This is a genomic window from Pseudomonas sp. SDO5532_S415, from assembly GCF_054071155.1.
This window is the reverse complement of the sequence record NZ_JBSVWS010000021.1, coordinates 11,868-35,869: the sequence shown is the minus strand read 5'-3', so window position 1 is coordinate 35,869 and position 24,002 is coordinate 11,868. Positions and strand designations below refer to the sequence as shown.

At 59.2% G+C, this 24,002-nt stretch carries 25 protein-coding genes; 11 read left to right on the top strand and 14 right to left on the bottom strand.

Annotation, left to right across the window (positions count from 1 at the left end; genetic code table 11):
* Nucleotides 1-41: 41 nt before the first annotated feature.
* The gene (locus tag ACW9HW_RS08460; protein ID WP_457399412.1) at nucleotides 42-1,562 is read right to left on the bottom strand and encodes a sensor histidine kinase; all 1,521 of its coding nucleotides are present in this window, start codon (nucleotides 1,560-1,562) and stop codon (nucleotides 42-44) included.
* Entirely contained in the window at nucleotides 1,559-2,278 is a 720-nt protein-coding gene (locus tag ACW9HW_RS08455) for a response regulator transcription factor (RefSeq protein WP_095193811.1), read from the bottom strand. The genes ACW9HW_RS08460 and ACW9HW_RS08455 overlap by 4 nt, the downstream gene beginning before the upstream one ends.
* Nucleotides 2,279-2,533: 255 nt before the next feature.
* Here ACW9HW_RS08455 and msrB point away from each other — a divergent pair, with 255 nt between their 5' ends.
* On the top strand, nucleotides 2,534-3,052 hold the full coding sequence (msrB, locus tag ACW9HW_RS08450) for a peptide-methionine (R)-S-oxide reductase MsrB (RefSeq protein ID WP_095193810.1): 519 nt from the start codon (nucleotides 2,534-2,536) through the stop codon (nucleotides 3,050-3,052).
* Nucleotides 3,053-3,098: 46 nt separating this feature from the next.
* Nucleotides 3,099-3,812 (top strand): peptide-methionine (S)-S-oxide reductase MsrA, encoded by a 714-nt coding sequence (msrA, locus tag ACW9HW_RS08445; RefSeq protein ID WP_457399409.1) that lies wholly within the window; start codon nucleotides 3,099-3,101, stop codon nucleotides 3,810-3,812.
* 206 nt (nucleotides 3,813-4,018) lie between these two features.
* On the opposite strand, the gene ACW9HW_RS08440 is transcribed toward msrA, so the two are convergent.
* Together ACW9HW_RS08440 and ACW9HW_RS08435 are read right to left on the bottom strand one after the other, a co-directional pair.
* Nucleotides 4,019-5,032 carry a sensor domain-containing diguanylate cyclase gene (locus ACW9HW_RS08440; RefSeq protein WP_457399407.1) on the bottom strand — a complete coding sequence of 338 codons (1,014 nt, stop codon included), beginning with the start codon at nucleotides 5,030-5,032 and terminating at the stop codon, nucleotides 4,019-4,021.
* Nucleotides 5,033-5,106: 74 nt separating this feature from the next.
* On the bottom strand, nucleotides 5,107-6,012 hold the full coding sequence (locus tag ACW9HW_RS08435) for a LysR family transcriptional regulator (protein ID WP_095193807.1): 906 nt from the start codon (nucleotides 6,010-6,012) through the stop codon (nucleotides 5,107-5,109).
* A 102-nt stretch (nucleotides 6,013-6,114) separates the two neighbouring features.
* On the opposite strand from ACW9HW_RS08435, the gene ACW9HW_RS08430 reads away from it, so the two are divergent.
* Nucleotides 6,115-7,290 carry an acetylornithine/succinylornithine family transaminase gene (locus ACW9HW_RS08430; RefSeq protein WP_457399405.1) on the top strand — a complete coding sequence of 392 codons (1,176 nt, stop codon included), beginning with the start codon at nucleotides 6,115-6,117 and terminating at the stop codon, nucleotides 7,288-7,290.
* A 97-nt stretch (nucleotides 7,291-7,387) separates the two neighbouring features.
* On the opposite strand, the gene ACW9HW_RS08425 is transcribed toward ACW9HW_RS08430, so the two are convergent.
* The 4 genes from ACW9HW_RS08425 to ACW9HW_RS08410 all read right to left on the bottom strand — a co-directional run bounded on the left by ACW9HW_RS08425 (nucleotide 7,388) and on the right by ACW9HW_RS08410 (nucleotide 11,113).
* Entirely contained in the window at nucleotides 7,388-7,879 is a 492-nt protein-coding gene (locus tag ACW9HW_RS08425) for an adenylate kinase (protein WP_457399404.1), read from the bottom strand.
* A gap of 142 nt (nucleotides 7,880-8,021) precedes the next feature.
* The gene (locus tag ACW9HW_RS08420) at nucleotides 8,022-9,941 is read right to left on the bottom strand and encodes an alkaline phosphatase D family protein (RefSeq protein ID WP_457399402.1); all 1,920 of its coding nucleotides are present in this window, start codon (nucleotides 9,939-9,941) and stop codon (nucleotides 8,022-8,024) included.
* 133 nt (nucleotides 9,942-10,074) lie between these two features.
* Nucleotides 10,075-10,332, bottom strand: coding sequence for a hypothetical protein (locus tag ACW9HW_RS08415; protein ID WP_095193803.1), 258 nt, complete (start codon nucleotides 10,330-10,332; stop codon nucleotides 10,075-10,077).
* The gene (locus ACW9HW_RS08410; protein WP_457399400.1) at nucleotides 10,322-11,113 is read right to left on the bottom strand and encodes an MlaA family lipoprotein; all 792 of its coding nucleotides are present in this window, start codon (nucleotides 11,111-11,113) and stop codon (nucleotides 10,322-10,324) included. Before ACW9HW_RS08410 ends, ACW9HW_RS08415 begins: the two co-directional genes overlap by 11 nt.
* Nucleotides 11,114-11,279: 166 nt before the next feature.
* On the opposite strand from ACW9HW_RS08410, the gene ACW9HW_RS08405 reads away from it, so the two are divergent.
* From ACW9HW_RS08405 to ACW9HW_RS08395, 3 genes are read left to right on the top strand one after another with little or no spacing between them, the layout of a single operon-like run.
* A complete protein-coding gene (locus tag ACW9HW_RS08405) occupies nucleotides 11,280-11,990 on the top strand; it encodes a response regulator (RefSeq protein WP_095193801.1) in 711 nt (236 codons plus the stop codon).
* Complete coding sequence (locus ACW9HW_RS08400; RefSeq protein ID WP_457399398.1) at nucleotides 11,987-13,348, top strand: ATP-binding protein; 1,362 nt, start codon at nucleotides 11,987-11,989, stop codon at nucleotides 13,346-13,348. Before ACW9HW_RS08405 ends, ACW9HW_RS08400 begins: the two co-directional genes overlap by 4 nt.
* A 54-nt stretch (nucleotides 13,349-13,402) precedes the next feature.
* Entirely contained in the window at nucleotides 13,403-13,855 is a 453-nt protein-coding gene (locus tag ACW9HW_RS08395; RefSeq protein WP_457399396.1) for a hypothetical protein, read from the top strand.
* A 3-nt stretch (nucleotides 13,856-13,858) separates the two neighbouring features.
* Here the strand turns inward: ACW9HW_RS08395 and ACW9HW_RS08390 are convergent, their stop codons facing one another.
* Nucleotides 13,859-14,035, bottom strand: a complete 177-nt coding sequence (locus ACW9HW_RS08390) for a hypothetical protein (protein ID WP_170948653.1) — start codon at nucleotides 14,033-14,035, stop codon at nucleotides 13,859-13,861.
* Nucleotides 14,036-14,173: 138 nt separating this feature from the next.
* On the opposite strand from ACW9HW_RS08390, the gene ACW9HW_RS08385 reads away from it, so the two are divergent.
* Nucleotides 14,174-14,515 (top strand): potassium channel family protein, encoded by a 342-nt coding sequence (locus tag ACW9HW_RS08385; RefSeq protein ID WP_095193798.1) that lies wholly within the window; start codon nucleotides 14,174-14,176, stop codon nucleotides 14,513-14,515.
* Nucleotides 14,516-14,653: 138 nt separating this feature from the next.
* Here ACW9HW_RS08385 and ACW9HW_RS08380 read toward each other — a convergent pair whose 3' ends face one another.
* From ACW9HW_RS08380 to ACW9HW_RS08365, 4 genes are read right to left on the bottom strand one after another with little or no spacing between them, the layout of a single operon-like run.
* On the bottom strand, nucleotides 14,654-14,875 hold the full coding sequence (locus tag ACW9HW_RS08380) for a formate dehydrogenase subunit delta (RefSeq protein WP_095193797.1): 222 nt from the start codon (nucleotides 14,873-14,875) through the stop codon (nucleotides 14,654-14,656).
* Entirely contained in the window at nucleotides 14,872-17,748 is a 2,877-nt protein-coding gene (fdhF, locus tag ACW9HW_RS08375; protein WP_457399393.1) for a formate dehydrogenase subunit alpha, read from the bottom strand. The genes ACW9HW_RS08380 and fdhF overlap by 4 nt, the downstream gene beginning before the upstream one ends.
* A complete protein-coding gene (locus tag ACW9HW_RS08370) occupies nucleotides 17,745-19,304 on the bottom strand; it encodes a formate dehydrogenase beta subunit (RefSeq protein ID WP_457399391.1) in 1,560 nt (519 codons plus the stop codon). The genes fdhF and ACW9HW_RS08370 overlap by 4 nt, the downstream gene beginning before the upstream one ends.
* Nucleotides 19,304-19,780: a formate dehydrogenase subunit gamma gene (locus ACW9HW_RS08365; protein WP_095193794.1), complete on the bottom strand. Its 477-nt coding sequence runs from the start codon at nucleotides 19,778-19,780 to the stop codon at nucleotides 19,304-19,306. Before ACW9HW_RS08365 ends, ACW9HW_RS08370 begins: the two co-directional genes overlap by 1 nt.
* A 465-nt stretch (nucleotides 19,781-20,245) precedes the next feature.
* Here ACW9HW_RS08365 and ACW9HW_RS08360 point away from each other — a divergent pair, with 465 nt between their 5' ends.
* Nucleotides 20,246-20,614, top strand: coding sequence for a PH domain-containing protein (locus ACW9HW_RS08360; protein WP_095193791.1), 369 nt, complete (start codon nucleotides 20,246-20,248; stop codon nucleotides 20,612-20,614).
* 288 nt (nucleotides 20,615-20,902) lie between these two features.
* Here ACW9HW_RS08360 and ACW9HW_RS08355 read toward each other — a convergent pair whose 3' ends face one another.
* Nucleotides 20,903-21,214, bottom strand: coding sequence for a DUF3077 domain-containing protein (locus ACW9HW_RS08355; RefSeq protein WP_457399389.1), 312 nt, complete (start codon nucleotides 21,212-21,214; stop codon nucleotides 20,903-20,905).
* A 586-nt stretch (nucleotides 21,215-21,800) separates the two neighbouring features.
* Between ACW9HW_RS08355 and ACW9HW_RS08350 the strand changes: the two genes are divergently transcribed.
* The 3 genes from ACW9HW_RS08350 to ACW9HW_RS08340 are packed head-to-tail and all read left to right on the top strand — an operon-like array spanning nucleotide 21,801 to nucleotide 23,909.
* The gene (locus ACW9HW_RS08350; protein WP_457399387.1) at nucleotides 21,801-22,868 is read left to right on the top strand and encodes a hypothetical protein; all 1,068 of its coding nucleotides are present in this window, start codon (nucleotides 21,801-21,803) and stop codon (nucleotides 22,866-22,868) included.
* The gene (locus tag ACW9HW_RS08345) at nucleotides 22,865-23,257 is read left to right on the top strand and encodes a hypothetical protein (protein WP_457399386.1); all 393 of its coding nucleotides are present in this window, start codon (nucleotides 22,865-22,867) and stop codon (nucleotides 23,255-23,257) included. The genes ACW9HW_RS08350 and ACW9HW_RS08345 overlap by 4 nt, the downstream gene beginning before the upstream one ends.
* Nucleotides 23,250-23,909, top strand: a complete 660-nt coding sequence (locus tag ACW9HW_RS08340) for a hypothetical protein (RefSeq protein WP_457399384.1) — start codon at nucleotides 23,250-23,252, stop codon at nucleotides 23,907-23,909. The genes ACW9HW_RS08345 and ACW9HW_RS08340 overlap by 8 nt, the downstream gene beginning before the upstream one ends.
* Nucleotides 23,910-24,002: the final 93 nt, after the last annotated feature.

Genomic DNA, 24,002 nt, shown 5'->3' with positions numbered 1-24,002 from the left:
AGCGGGCCGGCTCCGGGCGGCGATCCGACGAAGGCGGTCTGTCAGGCTTGCCCGGGAGTGTTGAGGTTCATCGAACGCATGGCCAATGCCGATGCAGTCGCTTCATCCACCGCCAGTGAGAAACGAAAGGTCGCTCCGCGTCCGGGTAGATCGACCAACTGAATCTCACGACCATGCAATTGCAGGATGCGATGCACAATTCTTAGCCCCAACCCGCCATCACGCCGTGCGCCGCCAATGTTGAACGGTCGCAGGAACAACCCTTCGCGCAGTTCGGGAGCGATGCCCGGGCCGGTGTCGCTGACGGTCACTTCGATGAACGATCCTTGGGGCCGCAGGCCGAGTTCCACCTCTCCACCTGGCGGGGTATGACGCAGGGCGTTATCGAACAGGTTGGTCAGCACCCGCTCGATCAGCCCCAGGTCGGCACAGGCCGCCGACACATTGGGAGCGAACGTCGCCTTGAGCTCGACCTGTCGCGCCTCGGCGGTGAGTTCGAACTTCTGGAAGATGTCCTGGGCCAGATCGGTCAGGGAAAAACGCTCCAGCACCGGTTGCACGAAACCGTGCTCCAGGCGCACCAGTTCCAGCAACGACTGCGCCAGTCCGCCGACCTTGTGGCTCTGATCCAGCGCGATGCCCAGGTAACGGCGACGGTCGGCGGGGGACAGCGTGGCGTCCTTGAGCGACAGGGTTTCCAGATAGCCATGCAGCGAGGCCAGCGGCGTGCGCAGGTCATGGGAAATGTTCGCCACCAGCTCGCGGCGTTCCTGATCCTGGCGGGTCAGCGAGCGCCACTGTTCACCGAGGCGCGCCTGCATCTGCCGGAAGGTGGCGTCGAGGATGGCGATTTCATCGTGGCTGGTGGCGTTTTCCACCGGTACAGTTGTCGGCGGCACGACCGGGACGCCGTCGATGTCGAACTGGCTGACGGTGTCGGTCAGGCGGCGCAACGGCCGGGTGATCAGGGCAAACGCCGTGAGACCGGCAATCAGGCACAGCAGCGCCACCAGACCGATGGACAGCAGGGCGGTGTTGAGTGCGGCGCTGGTGGCACCGCGTTCGGCGATGCGGTCATGGTCTTCACCCAACAGCACCACATACAGATAACCGGCCGGTTTGCCATCCACCTTCAGCGGCGCGGCGCTGAACACCTTGCGCGCATCGCCGCTGCGCGGATCGTCGCCGAGAATCGGCAGGGCGTCGCCCCTGAGCAGGCGCTGGATCGGCGCCAGGTCGATCTGTTGCCGACGTATCCGACCCTCGGGCGCGGCGCTGCCGACGATCTTGCCCTCGGTGTCCAGCAGGTAGACCTCGACACTGGGGTTGACCAGCATCAGCTTGCTGAACAGATCACGCACCGCATTGGGCATCAGTCCCTGGGCGTCCATCAGCACCGTATCGCGGGCGATGTGTTGCGCCAGATCCCGGGACAACCCTTGCACCACTTCCAGTTCATGCATCTGGTTGGAGCGCACTTGCATCCATGCCGAAGTGCCGCAGCACACCAGCAGCAGCACGGCGAACACCAGCGACAGGCGTTGTGTGAGGGTCAGCCTCATGGTTGCGGCTCCTGGCTTGAGGCGAATTTGTAGCCGCGGCCCCAGACCGTGAGGATGCGCACCGGTTGTGCCGGATCGGCCTCGATTTTCGCGCGCAGGCGATTGATGTGCGTATTGACGGTGTGTTCATAGCCTTCGTGGCTGTAGCCCCAGACGGCATTGAGCAGGTCCATGCGCGAAAACACTTTGCCGGGCTGGCGCGCGAAGAAGTACAGCAGGTCGAATTCCCGTGGCGTGAGGTCCAGGCGCCGACCGTCGAGTGACACTTCACGGGTGATCGGGTCGATGGCCAGGCCATCGATGTTCAGGCTGCCGGCGTCCATCTTCAGGTTGCGCGCCATGGCATCGACCCGGCGCAACAACGCTTTGACCCGGGCCACCAGTTCGAGCATGGAAAACGGCTTGGCCAGGTAGTCGTCGGCACCGAGTTCGAGGCCGAGGATCCGGTGCACTTCGCTGGAGCGGGCGCTGGTGATGATGATCGGGGTGTAGCGGGCCATGGCGCGGGCGCGCCGGCAGATTTCCAGGCCATCGACGCCCGGTAGCATCAGATCGAGAATCAGTGCATCCCAGCTTCCTTGCTGCAGCAGACGCATGCCTTCATTGCCATCGGCGCAGTGCACCACCTCGAACTGCTCATCACGCAGATGCAGGCAGATAAGGTCGGCAATATGCAGGTCGTCCTCGACCACGAGGACGCGTTTGTTCTGTTCCATCCACTCATCCTTCGATTGATACCCTGTACCTGTAGGAGCGAGCTTGCTCGCGATGGTCGTTAACGATAACGCGTGTTAGCTGGCTGAACGCGTAACGTCGGCATCCATCGCGAGCGAGCTCGCTCCTACACAGCATTGTGCGTTTTTTTCGGGCGCCGAGTTATCACGAATTGTTTAACTTCCCGTGAGGATTTGGCGATCAACCCAAGCCTAGGCTGTGTTCCATGTAGGCCCCTGGATTTTTTGGAGACGGCTATGTTTTCACGACGGCAATTTCTGTTAGCGAGCGGCGGGCTGGGGGTTGCAGCCCTGGCGATCGGTGTATTGCCAAAATTTGCCGCGAGCCCTGCGCTGATCAGCGAGGCCGACGCGGCCGAGGTGTTCGAAGTGACTCACAGCGACAGTGAATGGCGCGCCATCCTCAGCGACGAGCAGTACGAAATCCTTCGTGAAGAGGGCACCGAGCGGGCCTACAGCAGCCCGCTGAACAACGAGCACCGTGATGGCACATTCGTCTGTGCAGGCTGTGGCCTGCCGTTGTTTTCATCGGCGACCAAATTCGACAGCCATACCGGCTGGCCGAGTTTCTGGGCGCCGCTGGACAACGCCGTGGCCACCCGTCAGGACCGATCCTTCGGCATGGTGCGCGAAGAAGTGCACTGCCGGCGCTGTGGCGGTCATCTGGGGCATGTCTTCGACGACGGACCGAAGCCGACCGGGTTGCGTTACTGCATGAACGGCCTGGCGATGAAATTCGAGCCCAGGGCGGCCTGATTGCCACCCGGCTGATACCCCTTTCAATTATTCCGGAGTCCGCCCCATGAAAACCCTGCTCACCTGGCGTCGTACGCTGTTGGGATTGCTCGCTGCCGGCGTCATCGGCCAATGCTCGGCGTTCTCTCTCGGCGGTGCTGAGGAAGCGGTCATTATCCCGCCGCCGACCATCGATGAAGTCACTCAGGCCCATAGCGAAACCGCAGTCTTTGCCGGCGGTTGCTTCTGGGGCGTTCAAGGCGTGTTCCAGCATATCAAAGGCGTTAAGAATGCCGTATCCGGTTACGCCGGCGGTGCAGCCGGCACCGCTCGATACGAGCGTGTCAGCAATGGTGATACCGGTCATGCGGAGTCCGTGGAAGTCACGTTCGACCCGAGTCAGGTCAGCTACGGCACTTTGCTGCAAATCTACTTTTCGGTGGCGCATAACCCGACCGAACTCAACCGTCAGGGACCGGACACCGGTACCCAGTACCGCTCGGCCATTTTTCCCAAAAGCAGTGAGCAGCAACGGGTCGCACAGGCCTACATCGCCCAGCTCGACGCTGCCCGTTCGTTCAACAAACCCATTGTGACCAAACTGGAAACCTACAACGGTTTCTACCCGGCAGAGGAAGAGCATCAGGACTTTCTGACCGAGCACCCGACCTATCCCTACATCGTGATCAACGATCTGCCGAAGGTGGCGCAGCTCAAGCAGCTGTACCCTGATCGCTATCAGGAGAAACCGGTGTTGGTGAAAACAGGGATGCAGGAGTGAGGCTGTTTACTTAAGCAGAGCTCGAGTCAGCGAAGTATCTGTGGCGAGGGAGCTCGCTCCCGCTTGAGTGCGTAGCACTCACAAAAAATCGCGGTGGTTGCCTGATTTTTTGGGGCCGCTGCGCAGCCCAACGCGAGCAAGCTCGCTCGCCACAAGAATTGGCAAGACTCAAGACTCGCTTTCATTAGGAACAATGGATGAGAGGGTTATCCGGAGATCACATTCTTGCCGGCGATCTTCGACCGATACAGGGCCTGGTCGGCGCGGGCCATCAGGCCGGTCTGCTGCTCTTCATCGAAGCGCTGGACCACGCCGAAACTCATGGTCACCTGGAAGTCCCCCACGGGCATCAAGTCCGACAAACCATGACGGATGGTTTCGGCCAAGGTTCTGGCGTCAGCCAGCGGGGTGTTGGCCAGGACCATGATGAATTCGTCGCCGCCCCAACGGGCCAGCAGATCACCTTCGCGCACGAAGCGTTTGACGTTTTCGACCACCTGCACCAATGCCGCATCGCCCAGCGCATGGCCATAGTGATCGTTGATGTTCTTGAAGTCGTCAATGTCCATGGCGATCAGCGACAGGGGTTCGCGAAAACGCTGGGCGCGCTCGCAGGCCTGGGGCAGCAACTGTTCCAGGCGATAGCGATTGGCGATGGCTGTCAGCGTGTCGGTTTGCGCCAGCTTTCGGTTTTCTTCGAGCTGCAGTTGCAGCTGCTGATTGACCCGCGACAGTTCCCGGGTGCGCTCTTCGATCATCGCTTCCAGGGAGTGATTGCGCCGCTGCAGCTCTTCGACCAGGCGCCGCTTGTCTTCAATGCTACGATGGGCGCCGACCATGCGCGCCACCGAACCGTCGGCATTGCGGGCCAGCACGTGGCCGCGGTCTTCGATCCAGATGTAGCCGCCATCCTGTGTCCGGCAGCGATACTCGGCTTGATAAACCGGGCTGCGCTCGCTCAGGTGGTCATCGAACTGGGCCATGACCCGGGGATAATCTTCGGGGTGGATGACGTTCTCCCAGGTCAACACCGTGTTGTCCAGGGAATGAGGCGAATAGCCGAGCATTTCGTACCAGCGGGCGTTGCGGTAAACGAAGCCAGTGTTGGCGTCCCAGTCCCAGATGCCGTCGCTGACCAATTCGAGGATGGCGTGCAGCATGCCGTCGTTCATGTCTGACACATTGAACTTCACTGGTTCGATGTTCGATGCCTCGCCCATCGCTGCTCTCCTTGCTGCCTGATATCAAAATGACCTGCCCGTCGCGGAGATTAGATCATGGCGCATTCACCCGGCTAGTGCTTGCCCCACATCCCCATGGCGAAGTCGACGAAACGACGCAGTTTCGGTAGACGGTAGCGATCCTGAGCGTAGACCAGGTGCATCGGTCGGCTCGGCAGTTGATAGCGCTGCAAAAGGGGCACCAGTGTGCCGTCCTCGAGATCCCGCTCCACCAACGCATCGGGCACCATCACAATGCCCATCCCGGTTCGCGCCGCCTGATGCAGGCCTGCCGAGCTGTTGATCACCATCGGACCGCTGACCGCCACCACGATTTCGCTATCCGGACCATTGAGGCGCCATTGTCGTGCTACCGATTGCCAGTCATCGCCGGCCGGATAGGCGAACGCCAGGCAATCGTGGTGTTGCAGGTCTTCAGGTTTTTCCGGGGTGCCGCGACGCGCCAGATAGTCCTTCGAAGCGCACATGGTCAGGGTGTAGTCGATCAGCGGGCGGGCGATCAGGTTGGAGGGTTCGAGTGCACCCAGGCGGAAGGCCACGTCGAAACCATGATCCAGCAGATCCGGGCGGCGATTGGTCAGCACCACGTCCAGCTTCACCCGTGGATTGTGCAGGCTGAACTCACTCAAGGCCGGTGCCAGGCGCTCGGTGCCGAAGGTCAGCGGTGCGGTGATGCGCAAAGTGCCGCTCGGTTCATCCAGAGTTTGCTCCGCCAGGCGTTCGGAGTCCGCCACCAACCCGAGCACTTCAAGGCAGCGCTGGTAATACGCACTGCCGAATTCCGTCAGGCGCTGGCGCCGCGTCGTACGGTTGAGCAGGCGCACACCCAGACGCTGCTCCAGCGCCTTGAGGTGATTGCCGACCATGGTCGTGGACATTTCGCACTGCTGTGCGGCGGCGGTCATGCTGCCGGCTTCCACCACCCTCACGTAAACGGTCATTGCCTGGAACAAATCCATTATCAAGCTCAGCTTTTAAATGATCGAAGTTTTACGCAGTTTATCCAGCTCAGGTGGCTAACCATACTGCAAAAACACCGACAATTGATGGAGCCTGATGTCATGACCGCCGCCTGCCTGATGAGTACTTACCAGCCCTTGGCCTTGAGTTTCGATAAAGGCCTGGGCACGCGCCTGTGGGACCGGGCGGGTCGTGAATACCTGGATGCGGTGGCCGGGGTGGCGGTGACCAACGTTGGCCACTCTCATCCGAAAATCGTCGCGGCCATCAGCGAACAGGCCGGGTTGCTGCTGCACACCTCGAATCTCTACAGCATCGACTGGCAGCAGCGGCTGGCGCACAGGCTCACTAAACTTGCCGGCATGGACCGGGCGTTTTTCAACAACTCCGGTGCAGAAGCCAACGAAACGGCGCTGAAAATCGCGCGGCTGCACGGCTGGCACAAAGGCGTCGAACAACCGCTGGTGGTGGTCATGGAGAATGCCTTTCACGGGCGGACCTTGGGCACTTTGTCCGCCAGCGATGGCCCGGCCGTACGCCTGGGTTTCAACCAATTACCGGGGGATTTCATCAAGGTGCCGTTCGGCGACCTCAAGGCACTGGACAAGGTCCAGCAAGCCCACGGTCCGCGCATCGTGGCGATTCTGATGGAGCCGATCCAGGGCGAAAGCGGCGTGCAACTGGCGCCACCCGGCTATCTCAAAGCCGTGCGCGAACTGTGCAGCCGGCGCGGCTGGTTGCTGATGCTCGATGAAATCCAGACCGGCATCGGCCGTACCGGCCAGTGGTTCGCCTTCCAGCACGAAGGTATCGTTCCCGACGTCATGACCCTGGCCAAAGGCCTGGGCAACGGCATCCCGATCGGCGCCTGCCTGGCCCGTGGCAAAGCCGCCGAACTCTTCACCCCCGGCAGCCATGGCAGCACGTTCGGCGGCAATCCGCTGGCATGTCGCGTCGCTTGCACCGTGCTGGACATCATCGAAGAACAGGGATTGCGGGATAACGCTCGGCTACAAGGCGAACGGCTGCTCGGCAGATTGCGCATGGAACTGGCCGACCACCCGAACGTCCTGGCGATCCGCGGCCAGGGCCTGATGATCGGCATCGAACTCAAGCAACCGATCCGCGACCTGACCCTGATCGCCGCCCGGGATCACGGTCTGCTGATCAACGTGACCCGGGGCCAGACCATCAGGTTGCTGCCGCCGCTGACGATTGATGAGCGGGAGGTGGAGATGATTGTCAGAGGGGTGAGTCGGGCGATTTCAGCAGCTTGAAATGCACCCTTTGTGGGAGCTGGCTTGCCAGCGATGGTCGTTAACGATTACGCGGGGCATCAGACAGCCCGTGCGTCCATCGCGAGCAAGCTCGCTCCTACAGGTGTGTGATGAATGCTGTGGCGTCCTTGCGGCACATCAGTTGAAGTTTGAAACCGCCAAACGCGTCGAACAACCGCTGATGCGCTGCGAACCCACTGGAACCGCCATGCGTACGATAGCTGCCGGCCCAGTCCAGCAAGGCGATCAACAACTCGTCGTTCTCGTCCCGTTTCGCCTCGCGCTGGCGAATATTGGCGACGCACTCCTCATCTTCAACACATAACCAGATCAACGCCGTCGCCCGTGGCAGGAGTTCGCTGACGATCCAGTCGTAAACGCCTTCGATCACCCAGCGCTCTTCACTGGCCGCGATGCGCGCCATGCCCAACGCTTCGCCTCGGGGGCGGGCGATGCTGTGTTCGTCGGATAGCCAGTGGATGTGATCGAGATCGGTCCAGGGCAGTTGCAGTTGCTCGGACAGCCGTTGGGCCAGCCAACTCTTGCCGGAACCGGAATTGCCGATGATCAGGGTTCGGGTGAGGTCCATGAGCGGCACCGATCAAAATGTGGGAGCGGGCTTGCTCGCGAAAGCGATATGCCAGACACCACTGCAGGGACTGACAGTCAGCATTCGCGAGCAGGCTCGCTCCCACAGGTATTGCGGATGACCAACATTATTGGTCAGGCCTTCAGTCCTCATGCTCCGGCGCCACCATCCGTGTCTTCGGCGCACCATTGGCGTTGTGCTGAAAGATATCCCGCGGTTGTCCTTTTTCATTAAAGAACACCTGCCCGATCCCCGCCGAGTTCCACAGCCGCTCACCTGCTTCAGCATGCTCAGGAATGTGCGGCACGATGCGCATGCGTCGGCGTTTGGTCAGCCAGTTGAGTGGCGAGCGGGGTGAGTAGAGCCAGCGGTTGAGGCGGTCGAACCATTCCAGCAGGCTCGGCGGGAATTCGTTCTTGATGCCGCTGCTGGTGATCTGCCAGATGCGCGGGCCGGCCTTGCGGTGTCGGATCAGCACTTCGTAGACAAAGGAATAATGCACATCGCCGGACAGCACCACGTAGTTACCCGGCGTGCGCGAGTGTCGGAAAATATTCAGGATCACCTGCGCCGCGCCGCGATGGGCCATCCAGTTTTCCGCATCCACCAGCAGCGGATAACCGCACCAGCTGAATACCCGTTGCACGGTTTCGATCAGTTTCACGCCAAAGACCGGCGCCGGTGACACGATGATCGCCGACGGGTGATCCAGCAACTCCTGCTGCAATTCGCTCAGGGCTTCCCAGTCCAGCAAGCCCGACGGTTGCTTGAGGTTCATCTCGCTGCGCCAGCGCCGGGTGCGGGTATCGAGTACGACCATGGCCGGGGTGGTCGGCAGTACGTAATGCCAGCGCTGAAACCTCAGCAGCTCATCGATCAACGCGTCCTGGACGTCGCTGTCGAGGTATTGGTCGTGCCCTGTAGCGGTCAACGAGCGGGCCTTGTCCAGCACACCCTTGAAGGCGTCCGGGTTGTTGCCCCAACCCTGGCACAACATGTAAGCCAACAGCGCGTTACCGATGATGCGTTTGGAGAACGGATGGCCGTAGGCCGTTTCCTCCCATTGCGCGGAAAGATTCCAGTCATCGGTAATATCGTGATCGTCGAATATCATCAGGGTCGGCAAGTGCGCCAGTGCCCGGGCGACGTTGCCCAGCCCGGCCTTGAAGCCCTCGATGCGCGTCTGTTCCAACGCATAACGCTCGCGCCTTTGCGGCGTCAGCACTGGTGGTTGTGGCGCAATCAGGGTCCAGGGCACCGGCGACCAGACCAAGAGGTACATGGCCATGACTTCGGCGAAGGTCACCAGATGGTTGTCGGCGCTGCTGCTGGTGAAAATCGGCTTGCGCGCGCCACCGAAAAATCGCTCGCGCAGGGTCTCGTTGCTCTCCAGCGCCGGTAACAAATCCGCGCGGTGATAGTAACTGGCAGGGTGCTCGTAGAGTTTGGCGCTGTCGCTGACCACGGCGCCTTCCAGATGCTCGCCGTATAAGCCCAGGCGCTCGATCAAGGCATGAATCGCCCGCAGCGTCGGCCCGGCAACATCGTCGGCATAGACCTGATCGCCGCTCATCATCAGCAACGCCGGACGATCACAGGCGTCATGTTCCTGGGCTAACAGCGCATCGACACAGAGCAAACCATCGGTCGCGGGATGATGAGGCTTGCGGCAGGAACCATGCAGCAATTGATCAATGCGTGAGCGCAGGACGAAGTTTGGCGAACGGGCATCGCCGTACACCAGATGCGGCGCCCAGTCGGCGATGCCGGTTCCGCCGTCGATCAGCAGGTCGTACTCGATCAACTCATCGCAGGGCAGGGCGGTGTCCAGCACCACATCGATCAGGTGCACAAATGCATGAGTGCCCACCGCAATGACCGTGCTATGCCCGGCATCAAGGCGAATGTCGCCCACACCCTGCAAACGCAGCGTCAACTCCAGCGCCCGGGAGCCCACCAGCCACATTACCAGGCGCGTGGGTTCCAGACGCCGCAGCAGGGGGCCGGCCAGGACCGGGGGCAGGGATTGATATGTGTCGGGCAAGGGCGAAGAACTGGACATCAGGGTTTCAGGATTCAAAGTACAGAGGCGCGGGATGATAACGCAGCTAGCTTAAGTAAATCGTTGCCGATATGACTTGCAATTGTGCAGTTGGTTGCCGTTACTGATGCACTGTGTTTCCACTTTTTCGAGATCAACCCGGTGTGTGACGGTCCCCACTTTCCGTGACGGTGTCTCCGTTGGCCACCAACCAGCGAAACAGCTCACTCACCGACACCGTATGACTGCGCTCGATCCACCTCACCACCGCCGGGCCGTAGTGCTCGGTGTAGCGGGTGAGCACCAGATGGCGACAGTCTGCTGACAGGCGCAGGGTGATTTCCCGGCAGTGCAGGTTGGCCGCGTCGTCCCGACTGACCCGTTGTTGCAAAATCAGGCCATCAGAAACCATCGACCGGTGCTCCTTTGCATTGAGGATTGGAAATCTGCGCCGAGCCTTGTTTGCCATCGGCCACGAAAGCCGCGCGGCGTTCGGCGACTACGTTGCGCAATGCGCTGTAATAGTCCGGGAGCTTTTGCAGGCTGTCGGTCAGCGGCAAGGCTTGCGCGCGGCCATCGACAACGTCGCCGACCGTGTTGATTGTGGACAGCGTGTCCACGGTGTCGCTGTTGTCGCCGAACGGATCGACCATGAAACTCAACACACGTCCGGCGGCGTCGCGGCTGTTGGAGGTGCCGAGCAACGGCAGCTCGACGATCGGGCCGTTGCCGATGCCCCACACGCCGAAGGTCTGACCGAAGTCGGCGTTGTGTCGTGGAATGCCCGCCATGCCGGAGACATCGACCAAACCAGCCACACCGAGGGTGGTGTTGAACAAGAAACGCCCCAAGGTGTTGGCCGAACGCCCAGGATTGCCCTGCAACAAGTCATTGATAAAGACCTTGGGCTCGCCGAAGTTCGCCACGAAGTTATGCACACCGGTCTGGAAAAAATCCGGCGTGTAGCGATAGCCGCGAGCGACCGGTGCCAAGGCATAGTCGTCGACCGCCCGATTGAATGCGAAGACTCCTCGGTTGAACGGTTCCGCCGGGTCGTCCACCGAATAGCTGATTTCGGCGCAGGTCACGGTGGCGGCGGACGGCGGCTGGCTGCTGCAACCCGCCAATCCGGCGGCCAGCATGGCAATCGAGGTACGACGGGTCAGCCAGGGAGCACACTTCAAAGGCAACATGGACGCAAGTCTCGGGAGGAATTCGCCGTGATGCTGAGGCCCGAGCCTTGCGCAAAGATGTCTGGTTTATTGCAGCGTTGTCGTTTTATTGCAGGATTGAAATATATGACGGACCGTCACGAATGGTTTTAGATAACGGTTCCATTCGCCCCGTAAGTGACCTTCGGTGAACAGCCTTTTAATCGTCGATGACGACCTCGAAGTCCTCGATCTCCTGAAAAAATTCTTCGTGCAGCACGGCTACAGCGTCGAGGTCGCCACCGACGGCGCGTCGCTGTGGGCGGCCATCGAGCGCCAGCCGCCGGACCTGATCATTCTCGACGTCATGCTGCCCGGCGACAGCGGCCTGATCCTCTGTCAGCAACTGCGGATACGCCATACCATCCCGGTGATCATGCTCACGGCCATGGGCGAACTCAGCGACCGGGTGGTCGGCCTCGAATTGGGTGCCGACGATTACCTGACCAAACCCTTCGACGCCCGGGAGCTGCTGGCCAGGGTGCGCGCCGTGCTGCGCCGGGTGGACGAACGCCGGCCGCTGGCGCAGGAACGGCCAAGGCCGCTGATCGACTTCGCCGACTGGCACCTGGATGTCACCCGCCGCGAACTGCGCTCACCGGACAACGTGATGATTCCGCTGTCGGCCGGCGAATTCGACCTGCTGCTGGTCTTCGTCGAACACCCGCAGCGCATCCTCACCCGCGAACAATTGCTGGACCTGGCGCGCGGGCATTGCCATGACGCCTTCGATCGCAGCATCGACGTGCAGGTCAGCCGCCTGCGGCGCAAACTCGAATCCGACACCAAGCGCCCGGCGATGATCCGTACCGTGCGCAATGGCGGTTACCTGTTCACTCCCAGCGTGACCCGGCGATGAGTTGGCTGGCGCGGGTTCGCCGCGACACGGTAGGGCGCTGGATCGCGCTGACGATCATCCTGGCCATGCTCATTTCACTGGCGCTCAACGGCCTGTTTATCCAGCTGGCCGGCGTCTGGGCACGCCCGCCACTGACTGAAATCGGCCTGTTGGAAAAAGCCGCCGCCATCACCCGCGTCATCGAGGCCGCCCCGACGACTTTGCGCAACTCACTGGCGCAAGCCGCCGGCGAAAACGGCTTCATCGTCACCTGGCACCCTGACCGGCACGATCTCAACCTGCCAATGGTGGACGATGCGAAATCGGACATTGGCTCGACCATCCTGCAACCCATGCTCAAAACCCCGAACCGGCGCATCGAAGCCTATGAACCGGCGGACTGGACCGAACACAAGTCCGACGCCCATTACGCGCTCTTGATCGAGCTGGCCGACGGCTCATGGGTGATGTTCTCCGCGCCCTCGCGCAGTTGGGGGCTCGACGAGGCGCCGCGTTACTTGATTGTCATCCTGCTGGTGCTGATCTCCACCGGTCTGGTCGCCCTGATCGCCACCCGCCGCCTCGCCACGCCCTTGCAGCGCTTCGCCGAAGGCGCTCGCCGCTTCGGTATGGACTTCCGAGCGCCGCCTATCGAACCGCTCGGCCCCCAGGAAATCCGCCAGGCGATCCTCGCCTTCAACGCCATGCAGGCCCAACTGCAACACTTCATCCGCGACCGCACGCAAATGCTCGCCGCCATCTCCCACGACCTGCGCGCGCCCCTGACCAGAATGCGCTTGCGCGGTGAATTCATCGAAGACAGCGAGCAACAGCAGCGGCTGTTTCGTGACGTGGATGAAATGCAGGCGATGATCAACGCCGCGCTGGAGTTCTTTCGCGACGACGCCCGGCTGGAACCGGCGACCCAGTTTGATTTGGCGGAGCTGCTGCAAACCCTGCTGGATGACTATCGGGATCAGGGTGTCGAGATTGCCTTCAGCGGGCCGCAGCGGCTGGTGTATTTCGGCCGGCCGCTGGGGCTCAAGCGGGTGATGACCAACTTGCTGGAGAACGCGATCAAGTATGGTTCTGAGCCGGCGGTTGAACTGCATGCCGATGCCGAGCAGGTGCGGATCAAGATACGGGACCGTGGGCCGGGGATTCCTGAGTCCAGCCTTGAGCAAGTGTTCACACCGTTCTTCCGCCTGGAAGGCTCGCGCAACAAAAGCACGGGTGGCGTTGGCCTGGGGTTGTCGGCGGCGCGGGCGATTGTGCTGGAGCATGGCGGGGAGTTGAAGCTGCGCAACCGGTCGAAGGGTGGGTTGGAAGCGTTGGTGGTATTGCCGGTGCATCCGGGTACGGGATCCGGACTACAGTGAGTGATCCATGCACCTTGCGGGCGCTCGGGAAGGCGCTGACTAGAGGAGAGGAACATGAACCGAATCATCCTGCCGGCACTGGCCATTTTCATCGCGGCGCAACCCTCGGCCTACGCCATCAGCGACAAGTATCGCCAACAACTTGAGCAATCCGGTTGCACCCAGGTCAGCGAGACCCAGGGTTGCGATATCCACAAGAGCAAGGCCGAAAACGCCAAGGCCGGATTCACCAACCCCGCTGCCGATAGCGCAGACACGCAGACGCCTTATGCCGGGCAGTGGGTCGCTAAAAGCGATGCCGGCGCGACCGTCGCCACGATTCGTATCGATGCCAAGGAGCAGGTCTGGGTCAACGGCAAGCGGGTCAACGCCAAGCGTACCGACGGCACGCTGCAGTTTCGCCAGGGCAAGCTCACCTTCACGATTCAGGGCGATCGGCGGCTGCTGAATGAGGATTACTGGACCGACAGCGCTGCCGGGACCAAGGGGCCGATACAGATCGAGTAGCCATTACATCCTGGGGCGCGGCATCGTCGAGGGCATGCGTTGTTGTTCGGGGATAATCCTGCCACTGCCTCCGGTGTCGGGTGGGCTTGCCTGGTCGTCCTGCCGAGTGTCATGGCACGACGACCCGCTGATGGCCATGAACACGAAGAGCAGCAGTGGCGTGATCGGGGGCTTGAACATGGGCGTCTCCAGAGCCGGACCCATTGCAGCTTAATCGCTGTTCTGCACGCGCACCGAGCCGTTGGTCCACCTTCATATTCCAGAGTTTGTGCCAAGCTGATGGAGCGCCCATTCGCCGGTCGTTCAGGAAGCCATGACATGAAGCACGCCCCTACGTCGCACATCCGTCGAGAGTTCTACAAATCCGTCGGCTTTTACCTTCGACTGGCCTGGCCGATCTTTTCCGCGATGCTGATCATCATCGTGACGGTTGGCTTGATCATCGGTTATCTGGAGGGCTGGGATGCGTTTGACGGCATCTATTTTGGCTTCGTGACCGGCTTGACCATCGGTTATGGCGAACTGGTACCGAAACTGCCGCTGTCGCGGGTATTAGCGATATTGCTTGGGTTCAATGGCGTGCTGCTGACGGCGATCTTTGCGGCCATCAGCGTGCGGGCGATCGAAACGGCGGTACGGGTGACGGGGGGAGATAAGTAAGGCGGGCAAACATTACACAACACCCCTGTGGGAGCGGGCTTGCTCGCGAAAGCGGTGTATCAGTCAATGCAATATCGCCTGACAGTCCGCATTCGCGAGCAGGCTCGCTCCCACAGGTTTTCGCACTGTTCTCCTTATCTAAGCTTCCCACCCCGCGCCACTGACCGCTTCTTGGGCCAACGGATGCAAATCCGCCCCGTGGTGCTCCTTCTGCCAGGCCAGCAATTCCTTGCGCATGCCCGGCGTCCAGAACATTTGCAGATGGTTACGCACACCCAGTACAGCCTGTTGCTGGTCCGGCTCGCTGGCGAAGTACTGGGCGATCTGGTTGGCCATCTTGATCAGGTTCTCAGTGCTCATCGGCGCACCTCCGCTTTGGCACCTTGACGGCGTTCCTTGAGCAAGCGGTGCTGTTCGTCGGTGAATTCCTGGAAGCGTTTTTGCCACTCGGAAGGGTGGTAGACGCGGCTGACTTCCACGGCGGTGACCTTGTACTCCGGACAGTTGGTGGCCCAGTCGGAGTTATCCGTGGTAATCACGTTGGCCCCCGATTCCGGGAAGTGGAAGGTGGTGTACACCACGCCCGGGGCGACCCGTTCGGTGACCTTCGCACGCAGTACGGTCTGCCCGGCACGGCTGCCGATGCCGACCCAGTCGCCTTCGTTGATGCCACGGCTCTCGGCGTCGGTCGGGTGGATTTCCAGGCGGTCTTCGTCGTGCCAGGCGACGTTCTCGGTACGCCGGGTCTGGGCGCCGACGTTGTACTGGCTGAGGATGCGCCCGGTGGTCAGCAGCAGCGGGTAGCGGCTGTTGACCTTCTCTTCGGTGGGCACATAGCCGGTGAGCATGAAGCGCCCCTTGCCGCGCACGAACTGCTCGATGTGCATGGTCGGCGTGCCATCCGGTGCCGCAGCGTTGCACGGCCATTGCAGGCTGCCGTGGCGCTCCAGTTCGGCGTAGCTGACGTTGGTGAAGGTCGGCGTCAGGCTGGCGATTTCATCCATGATTTCCGATGGATGCTTGTAGTTCATCGGATAGCCCAAGGCATTGGCCAGGGCCACGGTGCCTTCCCAGTCGGCCTTGCCGCCCAGCGGGTCCATGACCTTGCGTACCCGAGAAATACGGCGCTCGGCGTTGGTGAAGGTGCCGTCCTTTTCCAGGAACGAAGCGCCCGGCAGGAACACGTGGGCGAACTTGGCGGTTTCGTTGAGGAAAATGTCCTGCACCACCACGCATTCCATGGCCGACAGGGCCGCGGTGACGTGCTGGGTATTCGGGTCGCTCTGGGCGATGTCTTCGCCCTGGCAGTACAGCCCTTTGAAGCTGCCGGCCAGCGCCGACTCGAACATGTTGGGAATACGCAGGCCCGGGTCAGGTTGCAGGGTGACGTTCCACGCCTGTTCGAACTGCGTGCGCACCGTTTCGTTGGAAATGTGCCGGTAGCCGGGCAACTCGTGGGGGAAGGAGCCCATGTCACAGGAGCCCTGCACGTTGTTCTGCCCCCGCAGCGGGTTCACGCCCACGCCTTCGCGACCGATGTTGCCGGTGGCCATGGCCAGGTTGGCGATGCCCATGACGGCGGTGCTGCCCTGGCTGTGCTCGGTGACGCCCAAACCGTAGTAGATCGCGGCGTTGCCGCCGGTGGCATACAGACGGGCGGCGGCACGAATATCGGCAGCGTCGACCCCGCAGACAGGACCAAGGGCTTCCGGCGAGTTCTCCGCACGGCTGACGAATTCGCTCCAGCGGGCGAAATCGTTGCCCTCGCAACGGGCGTCGATAAAGGGCTGGTCTTGCAGGTTTTCGGTGATGATCGTGTGGGCCAAGGCGTTTAGCATGGCGACGTTGGTGCCGGGACGCAGGGCCAAGTGATATTCGGCGCGGGCATGCACCGAATCCACCAGATCGATCCGCCGTGGATCGATAACGATCAGTCGTGCGCCTTCACGCAGACGGCGCTTGAGTTGCGAGGCGAACACCGGGTGCGCATCGCTGGGGTTGGCGCCCATCACCAGGATCACGTCGGCCTGCATCACCGAATCGAAACTCTGGGTGCCGGCGGACTCGCCCAGGGTTTGTTTCAGGCCATAACCGGTCGGCGAATGGCAAACCCGTGCACAGGTGTCGACGTTGTTATTGCCGAAGGCGGCGCGCACCAGTTTCTGCACCAGATAGGTTTCTTCGTTGGTGCAACGGCTGGAGGTGATGCCACCGATGGAATCGCGGCCGTATTTCTGTTGCAAGCGACGGAATTCGCTGGCGGCGTAGGTCACTGCTTCATCCCAGCTGACTTCCTGCCACGGGTCGCTGATGTTCTGGCGGATCATCGGTTTGGTGATGCGATCCGGGTGAGTGGCGTAGCCCCAGGCAAAGCGCCCTTTGACGCAGGAGTGGCCGTGGTTGGCCTGGCCGTTCTTGTCCGGAACCATGCGCACCAGTTGGTCGCCCTTCATCTCGGCGCGGAACGAGCAGCCCACGCCGCAATAGGCGCAGGTGGTGATTACGCTGCGTTCCGGCTGGCCCAGTTCGACCACGCTTTTTTCCATCAGCGTCGCGGTAGGGCAGGCCTGCACGCAGGCGCCGCAGGACACGCATTCCGAGTCGAGGAAGTTATCGCCGCCGGCAGCGGCCACGCGGGATTCAAAACCGCGCCCGGTGATGGTCAGGGCGAAAGTACCCTGCGTTTCTTCACAGGCACGCACGCAGCGGTTGCAGACGATGCACTTGCTCGGGTCGTAGTCGAAATAAGGGTTGGAGGTGTCTTTCACGTCCTCCAGATGGTTCTCGCCTTCATAGCCGTAACGCACTTCCCGCAGGCCGACCTGACCGGCCACGGTTTGCAACTCGCAGTTGCCGTTGGCCGAGCAGGTCAGGCAGTCCAGCGGGTGATCGGAGATGTACAACTCCATGACGTTGCGCCGCAGGGTCGCGAGCTTCGGCGTCTGGGTGTGCACGGTCATGCCTTCGGTGACCGGCGTTGTGCAGGACGCGGGATAGCCGCGCATGCCGTCGATCTCCACCAGGCACATGCGGCAGGAGCCGAAGGCTTCCAGGCTGTCGGTGGCACAGAGCTTGGGAATGGTGGTGCCCATCAGCGCCGCGGCGCGCATCACCGAGGTGCCTTCGGGCACGGTGATGCTGCGGCCGTCGATGTTCAGGGTGATTTGCACATCGCTTTCGCGGGCGGGAGTGCCGAGATCGATATCGGTTTTCGGGTCGAAGAGAGTAATCATTGCTCGGCCTCCGAGGCTTGCAGACCGAAGTCGGCGGGGAAGTACTTGAGGGCGCTGGCAACCGGATAGGAGGTCATGCCGCCCAGCGCGCACAGCGAACCGTATTGCAGCGTGTCGCACAGGTCCTTGAGGATGATCACCTGCTCATCACGAGCGGCCTGATCCGGCGCGGCGAGCAGGCGGTCGATCACCTCCACGCCCCGGGTCGAGCCGATGCGGCAGGGCGTGCATTTGCCACAGGACTCTTCGGCACAGAACTGCATGGCAAAACGGGCCATGTGGGCCATGTCCAGGCTGTCGTCAGCCACCACCACACCGCCGTGACCGAGCATCGCGCCGATGGCGGCGAAGGCCTCGTAATCCAGCGGCGTATCGAATTGCGACGGCGGCACCCAGGCGCCCAGCGGACCACCCACCTGCGCAGCCTTCAGCGGCCGGCCACTGGCAGTACCGCCACCGTAGTCTTCCACCAGCTCGCGCAGGGTCAGGCCAAAGGCCCGTTCCACCAGACCGCCGTGACGAATATTGCCCGCCAGTTGGAAGGGCATGGTGCCCAGGGAACGGCCCATGCCGTAATCGCGATAGAACTGCGCACCCTTGGCCAGAATCAGCGGGACCGAGGCCAGAGTCAGTACGTTGTGCACCAGTGTTGGCAGGCCGAACAATCCTTGCAAAGCGGGGATCGGCGGCTTGGCGCGGACGATTCCGCGTTTGCCTTCCAGAGAGTCCAGCAGTGCGGTTTCTTCACCGCAGATGTATGCACCGGCACCGACCCGCACTTCCATATCGAAGGCCTGACCGCTGCCGCCGACATTGGCGCCGAGATAACCGGCGTCACGGGCGATGTTCAGTGCCTGACGCAGAGTGGCCACGGCATCCGGATATTCCGAGCGCACATAGATGTAGCCGAAGGTGGCGCCGGTGCAGAGGCCGGCAATCGCCATGCCTTCGATCAGCAGGAAGGGGTCGCCTTCCATCAACATGCGGTCGGCAAAGGTGCCGGAATCGCCTTCGTCGGCGTTGCACACGATGTATTTCTGCGCCGCCTGAGTGCCGCGCACCGTGCGCCATTTGATCCCGGCGGGGAAGGCGGCGCCGCCACGACCACGCAGGCCGGAATCAAATACTTCCGTCGCGGTCTGCTCGCCACCCACCGCGATGGCCCTTTTCAAACCCTCGAAACCGCCGTGGGCCTGGTAATCCTCCAGCGACAAGGGCCGGGTAATACCGGCGCGGGCGAACAGCAGGCGTTGCTGAGACTTGAGATAAGGCAACTCGTCCACCCGGCCCAGGGCCAGTGGATGAGCGGACGGCTCACCTTGCAGCGCCTCGAGCACGGACGGCACATCGGCAGCGGTCAGCGGACCGAAACCAATCCGGCCTTGCGCCGTGTCCACTTCCAACAGCGGTTCCAGCCAATACAGGCCCCGCGAACTGGTGCGCTGCAGCTCCAGCGGCAGATTAAGTGCCTGGGCCTGAGTGATCAGCGCCGTGGACACCTCATCGGCGCCCACGGCACGGGCCAGCGAATCACAGGGCAGATAAAGAGTCGGCATCACGCGTCCTCCCGGCAAGCATCAAGCAGGGCATCCAAACGCTCGGCACTGAGCCGCGCATGCACCCGACCATCCAGCTCCAGCGCCGGCGAGCAAGCACAGGCCCCAAGGCAATACACCGGCCGCAAACTGATGCTGCCATCGGCGCTGCTGCCGTGGTCATCCAGTTGCAGGCGATCACGCAATTGCGCAGCCAACTGCTCGGCACCACGGCTCTGGCACGACTCGGCGCGGCACAAACGCAGAATATGGCGGGCCGGCGGCGAGGTACGGAAGTCATGGTAAAAACTGATCACCCCACGAACCTCGGCCTGACTCAGGTTCAGGGCATGGGCAATCTCGGGGACGGCCGCATCGGGGATGTAGCCAATGCGTTCCTGAATATCATGGAGAATGGGCAACAGCGCACCGGGAGTGCCCTTGTGGCGCTCCAGCAGGGTGTTGACCACAGACAGGTGCAAACTCTCATCAGGCATTCAGCAATCCTCACGGTCACGGACAAACCAGAAGGTCGTCGGTCGTCCGAAAGTGTCGGCTGCGGCATTCACACCACGTCACGGTATCGTGGCATTTTCAGACCGTTGGCCAGGGCACCCTTGGCGGGCATCTTGTTGTGCCCGATGCAGTCTTCGCCGCACCTCTACCGGGCATAAAGGGCAGCTTGCCACGCGGCTATTGATCGAACTGCACCAAAGCGACGTGTTCGGTTCTGCCTACGACTCTCCATTAAGTCTAGTTGAGCGGGGGGCTAGGGCCTCGGTCAGTGGCTTAATGCCTCTATGGGCTTGTCGTGGGTGATGTATAGCAAGCATTAGAGGGGAGAAGAAGCATCAGAACCGAGGGCAATTCTACGGAGCAGATGCAGGGGGGGCTGACTCTGCAATCTCGATCGAGTATGAAGTCAGGCTCAAGCCGTTCATTTGATAAACAGGGAAAGACTGATGATTGATTTCAACAACAAGGGATTCTTCAAGCTCAAGCAAAACGACGAATACGCCGAACGCGTTTCCGCCCTTTTGATCGACGGCGAACACGTCATCGACGCCTACAAATCCATGCGCGATGGCGTGGTGTTTACCAACAAACGCATCATCTCGGTCAACGTCCAAGGCATCACCGGCAGCAAAAAAGACTTCACCTCATTGCCGTACAAAAACATCGTGGCGTACTCGGTCGAAACCTCAGGCACGTTCGACCTGGATTCCGAGCTGGAGATCTACTTCTCATCGCTGGGCAAAGTGAAATTCGAATTCACCGGCAAGACGTCGATGGTGGAAGTTTCCAAGCTGATTTCCCAACATCTGCTTTAACCACCCCCAACAAAAAGCCCCGGAAACCCCGGGGCCAAACCAAATACCAACCAACACACAACCCCCCTGTGGGAGCGAGCCTGCTCGCGAAAGCGCCAGCCCAGCCAACACCAATCCCGAATGCAGAGCTGCAAAAAAACAACTCACCCACCCAAGCCAAACAATGCCAGCCTACTCACCCCAGTCCCTGTGGGAGCGGGCTCGCCCGCGATAGCGCCAGCCCAACCAACATCAACCCTGAACCAGCCACCAACATCGCAAGCAACCCAAACCCACAGATATCAACAACTACTCTTCAGCCTCCGCCGCCGCTCGCTTGGATACCTGCACAGAAGTCCGATCCCGAGTCAGCACCTTCACCGCATCATCCACCACAGCCTTACTCATCGCCGTCAAATAATGCGCAGCCCAGGCGTGGTAATCCGTGTCCCTGGCATAAGCCGCATCCTGGGTCAGGGCCTTGGCGAGAAACAGAAAATCAGAAGCCATCGCCAACGCATCGCCGAGCGGGACGTCGCGAGTGACATGGAATAGAGGTTGATCGGAGCAGTAGATGGCGGGGGTTAAACCGATGGTTTTGAGTTCAGGTTGTTCAGTCATTGGCCACCTCCTAGGATGGAGAGGCAATGGGGGAGGGGGTTACACGATTGGGAATTGCGTAGAGGGAAATGCCAAATTTCAAACGGATTTATCTTGGTCATGGTCAACATCCTTGATTTGAGGAGCTGCCACGAGCCTTCTCACGGGCTTGGGTGACAGCCGTGCGCGGGGTGAGAAACCGGCAATCAAGGCAACCGGTAGACCCGAAGGTCTCCCACGCACAGCCGCCATAAAGCCATATCGCAGACGAAAAAAAACGCCGCGATAGGTTTTGGGGCGCTTTGCGCCTTGATTGTTTCGGGCTCTCACACCCGGTCGCTGAATTGGCAGCGACGGTGGGAGGGTATCGTGCAGTCCTTGTTTCTGCAACCTGCGAAAAACGTCTACTCTAAGCTGATAGTCATGTTTCTACTTTCATGATCCAGGTAGTAAAAAATTGTCGTTAACAATCGACTGCCGTCAAGTGTGTAGACACGCTGATGGCAAAATAGTAGTGTCTGGATTTTTATGTTATAGCTTGTATGCAGGGACTGTTACTCTTTAAGCCGGAAAGGGTAATAAAAATAACTAGTGAGAGAGCGCTTAGATGAGTGCAATTGATTACGCCGATGGGCTAAATGAACGGAAGATATCTTTCGCGCTTTTTCGAAATGCACTTCATCAAAACGATCTCGCTGCGTCGTTAGGTTGGGAGCGGACGATCGATAAGCTAGCTGAGTGTTTGAAGTCAGATAAGACTTCTGGTAAATATGCGCAAGGTTTGGAGGAGGTTTATATAGACTTAACTAATAATGGTAATAAGTTAGTTAAGCTTTATAGGTTGTTGGATTCGTATGCTGAGGTGGTTGGGTTTTTTAAGAAGAATATTGTTGAGCAGGAAACTATATACGATGAAAGGTTTCCGCTGCCTTTGGAGCATGATGACCTGGTTAATGCTCCGCTTGAAATAAATTGTGTAGATTTTTATGAAGCTGATAGCCGGGTGTGGTTTGTATTTTGTTCCAAGCAGTATGTTGTTGAGAAGGAAGTTTTGCCAAATGGATCCCTTACAGATTTAATCGTCGAGGATTATGGCGTTTTTGACGAAATTTATGGGGTTCGCAAACGAGCAGTTCAGCTTTTCGACATTGTTTGTGTTGATGAAGAAAGTTCAATGTTGGAATTTCGAATGGATGGTTTGGATGTTCAGAGAGCAAAAGATATAGAACGTCGCCTCCAATTTTTGGAGGGGAAAATATTCAAGTCATTTGAAGATGTATATGATCTTGATGATCTGTTTTGTGGTCCTGTCAATTTGTTTCCCGCGATTCAAAAGCTTTATTTGAGTCCGGACGGTCGAATTGCTGAGTTGGGCCACACTACCATTAGCGCCGGTGTGCATAATGGTAAAATGCGTACTAAGCAGCTTGATTTTCGCGATGATCGATATCATGTTGGAGGTGTTGCTACCGTTGCTGAGCTCAATCCTCATATGTTGTCGAAGTGCTGGGATAGCCCATCAGGATATGGTTATGTTCAGTTAGTTGTTCCAGGCACTGTGGCGTTGACGAGTTCAGAAAATCCGACGATTGACACGGCACACATACTGTCGTGCGCTTCGGATTTGGACTATGATTTTGTAATGGATAAATTACTTGAATCTTTAGTGCCATGAATCTCGGGTATGCGCTAAGTATAATTGCTGAGGATATAAGGTCTGCTGAAGATCAGCAGGCCGTTTTTCGCTTGGCTGAATATATTTTTGCGCACAAGCAAGATATAAAGCATTTAACTTATTATGCGATCTCTCAGGTTGTAGATGTTAAACGTCCAGATAAGCTCCTGCAAATCGCTCAATATTTGTCAGGGGAGAGAGTTAAGTTACTTGAGATGAAGTTTGAGTTGATAATTGATGATTGTGTAACTCAGCTTGACTATGAGACTGTTTACCATGCTGAAACAACAGGCTCCTTGATTCATCCGGAAACCGGCTATCCAGTAGAGAATTATACTCGCCATGTGTATCCCTATTTCGTCCCCTCCTCGGAGGTTGAAAATGGGTGATGTTGTGGTTGATCCTCTTGATAGTATGACGTTAGGGCAGCTTAAGTTGTTTGCTGAGCAGTTTGGTCTTTCCGGTGTTGCAACTTCTATTAGGAGGGCGACGGCGAGTACGTATGAACAGTTTACTGAGACTTTGTATTCCGATCTTAATGATGTTGTTTTGAGCTTTCAGGAAAATCCAGAGCTTAGAAGGAATGATGGCGAGGATCGGTTGACTATTGAGATTGTCAATGTTCTACGTGGTATGGGCTATAATGCCGGTCATGAGCTAAAAGTAGGTGGTCATACGGATATTTCCGTTAGGGGTAAAAATAACTATCTTTGGATTGGTGAAGCGAAAATTCATTCTAGTTATGACTATCTTTTTCAGGGGTTTCAGCAGCTCTGCACTAGGTACGCAACAGGTGATGTTAATCAAGATAGCGGTGGGTTGATTATTTATATAATAAAAAATAAAAAATCAGCTAAGGTTATCTCGACATGGAAAGAGCGTTTAAAGGGATATGGTCTAGAGGGTTTGGAGATAAGTGCGTGCCCCGTACGTCCCGACTTTGTATTTGATTCTATGCACTTACTTGAGAGAACTGGTACGGCTTTTAAGGTTAAGCATATCGGTGTTAGCTTGTTTTTTGATCCGCAGGACAAGGAATGATAGCGAGGGTCGGGATGCGCGCGATTTCATTATTTGGCGACCTAACGGGGCAGATTTATTTCTAACAAAGAGAAATGAATTAGCCCCCTTTTT

Excerpts from the sequence above, each read along its gene's own strand:
- ACW9HW_RS08370 (WP_457399391.1), bottom strand. The coding sequence starts at position 19,304 with ATGCCGACTCTTTATCTGCCCTGTGATTCGCTGGCCCGTGCCGTGGGC.
- ACW9HW_RS08365 (WP_095193794.1), bottom strand. The coding sequence starts at position 19,780 with ATGCCTGATGAGAGTTTGCACCTGTCTGTGGTCAACACCCTGCTGGAG.
- ACW9HW_RS08340 (WP_457399384.1), top strand. The coding sequence starts at position 23,250 with ATGGGTGATGTTGTGGTTGATCCTCTTGATAGTATGACGTTAGGGCAG.
- ACW9HW_RS08440 (WP_457399407.1), bottom strand. The coding sequence starts at position 5,032 with ATGGGCGAGGCATCGAACATCGAACCAGTGAAGTTCAATGTGTCAGAC.
- ACW9HW_RS08380 (WP_095193797.1), bottom strand. The coding sequence starts at position 14,875 with ATGAGCACTGAGAACCTGATCAAGATGGCCAACCAGATCGCCCAGTAC.
- msrB (WP_095193810.1), top strand. The coding sequence starts at position 2,534 with ATGTTTTCACGACGGCAATTTCTGTTAGCGAGCGGCGGGCTGGGGGTT.
- msrA (WP_457399409.1), top strand. The coding sequence starts at position 3,099 with ATGAAAACCCTGCTCACCTGGCGTCGTACGCTGTTGGGATTGCTCGCT.
- fdhF (WP_457399393.1), bottom strand. The coding sequence starts at position 17,748 with ATGATTACTCTCTTCGACCCGAAAACCGATATCGATCTCGGCACTCCC.
- ACW9HW_RS08420 (WP_457399402.1), bottom strand. The coding sequence starts at position 9,941 with ATGTCCAGTTCTTCGCCCTTGCCCGACACATATCAATCCCTGCCCCCG.
- ACW9HW_RS08460 (WP_457399412.1), bottom strand. The coding sequence starts at position 1,562 with ATGAGGCTGACCCTCACACAACGCCTGTCGCTGGTGTTCGCCGTGCTG.
- ACW9HW_RS08395 (WP_457399396.1), top strand. The coding sequence starts at position 13,403 with ATGAACCGAATCATCCTGCCGGCACTGGCCATTTTCATCGCGGCGCAA.
- ACW9HW_RS08400 (WP_457399398.1), top strand. The coding sequence starts at position 11,987 with ATGAGTTGGCTGGCGCGGGTTCGCCGCGACACGGTAGGGCGCTGGATC.
- ACW9HW_RS08355 (WP_457399389.1), bottom strand. The coding sequence starts at position 21,214 with ATGACTGAACAACCTGAACTCAAAACCATCGGTTTAACCCCCGCCATC.
- ACW9HW_RS08410 (WP_457399400.1), bottom strand. The coding sequence starts at position 11,113 with ATGTTGCCTTTGAAGTGTGCTCCCTGGCTGACCCGTCGTACCTCGATT.
- ACW9HW_RS08385 (WP_095193798.1), top strand. The coding sequence starts at position 14,174 with ATGAAGCACGCCCCTACGTCGCACATCCGTCGAGAGTTCTACAAATCC.
- ACW9HW_RS08455 (WP_095193811.1), bottom strand. The coding sequence starts at position 2,278 with ATGGAACAGAACAAACGCGTCCTCGTGGTCGAGGACGACCTGCATATT.
- ACW9HW_RS08360 (WP_095193791.1), top strand. The coding sequence starts at position 20,246 with ATGATTGATTTCAACAACAAGGGATTCTTCAAGCTCAAGCAAAACGAC.
- ACW9HW_RS08345 (WP_457399386.1), top strand. The coding sequence starts at position 22,865 with ATGAATCTCGGGTATGCGCTAAGTATAATTGCTGAGGATATAAGGTCT.
- ACW9HW_RS08390 (WP_170948653.1), bottom strand. The coding sequence starts at position 14,035 with ATGTTCAAGCCCCCGATCACGCCACTGCTGCTCTTCGTGTTCATGGCC.
- ACW9HW_RS08425 (WP_457399404.1), bottom strand. The coding sequence starts at position 7,879 with ATGGACCTCACCCGAACCCTGATCATCGGCAATTCCGGTTCCGGCAAG.
- ACW9HW_RS08350 (WP_457399387.1), top strand. The coding sequence starts at position 21,801 with ATGAGTGCAATTGATTACGCCGATGGGCTAAATGAACGGAAGATATCT.
- ACW9HW_RS08430 (WP_457399405.1), top strand. The coding sequence starts at position 6,115 with ATGACCGCCGCCTGCCTGATGAGTACTTACCAGCCCTTGGCCTTGAGT.
- ACW9HW_RS08415 (WP_095193803.1), bottom strand. The coding sequence starts at position 10,332 with ATGGTTTCTGATGGCCTGATTTTGCAACAACGGGTCAGTCGGGACGAC.
- ACW9HW_RS08435 (WP_095193807.1), bottom strand. The coding sequence starts at position 6,012 with ATGGATTTGTTCCAGGCAATGACCGTTTACGTGAGGGTGGTGGAAGCC.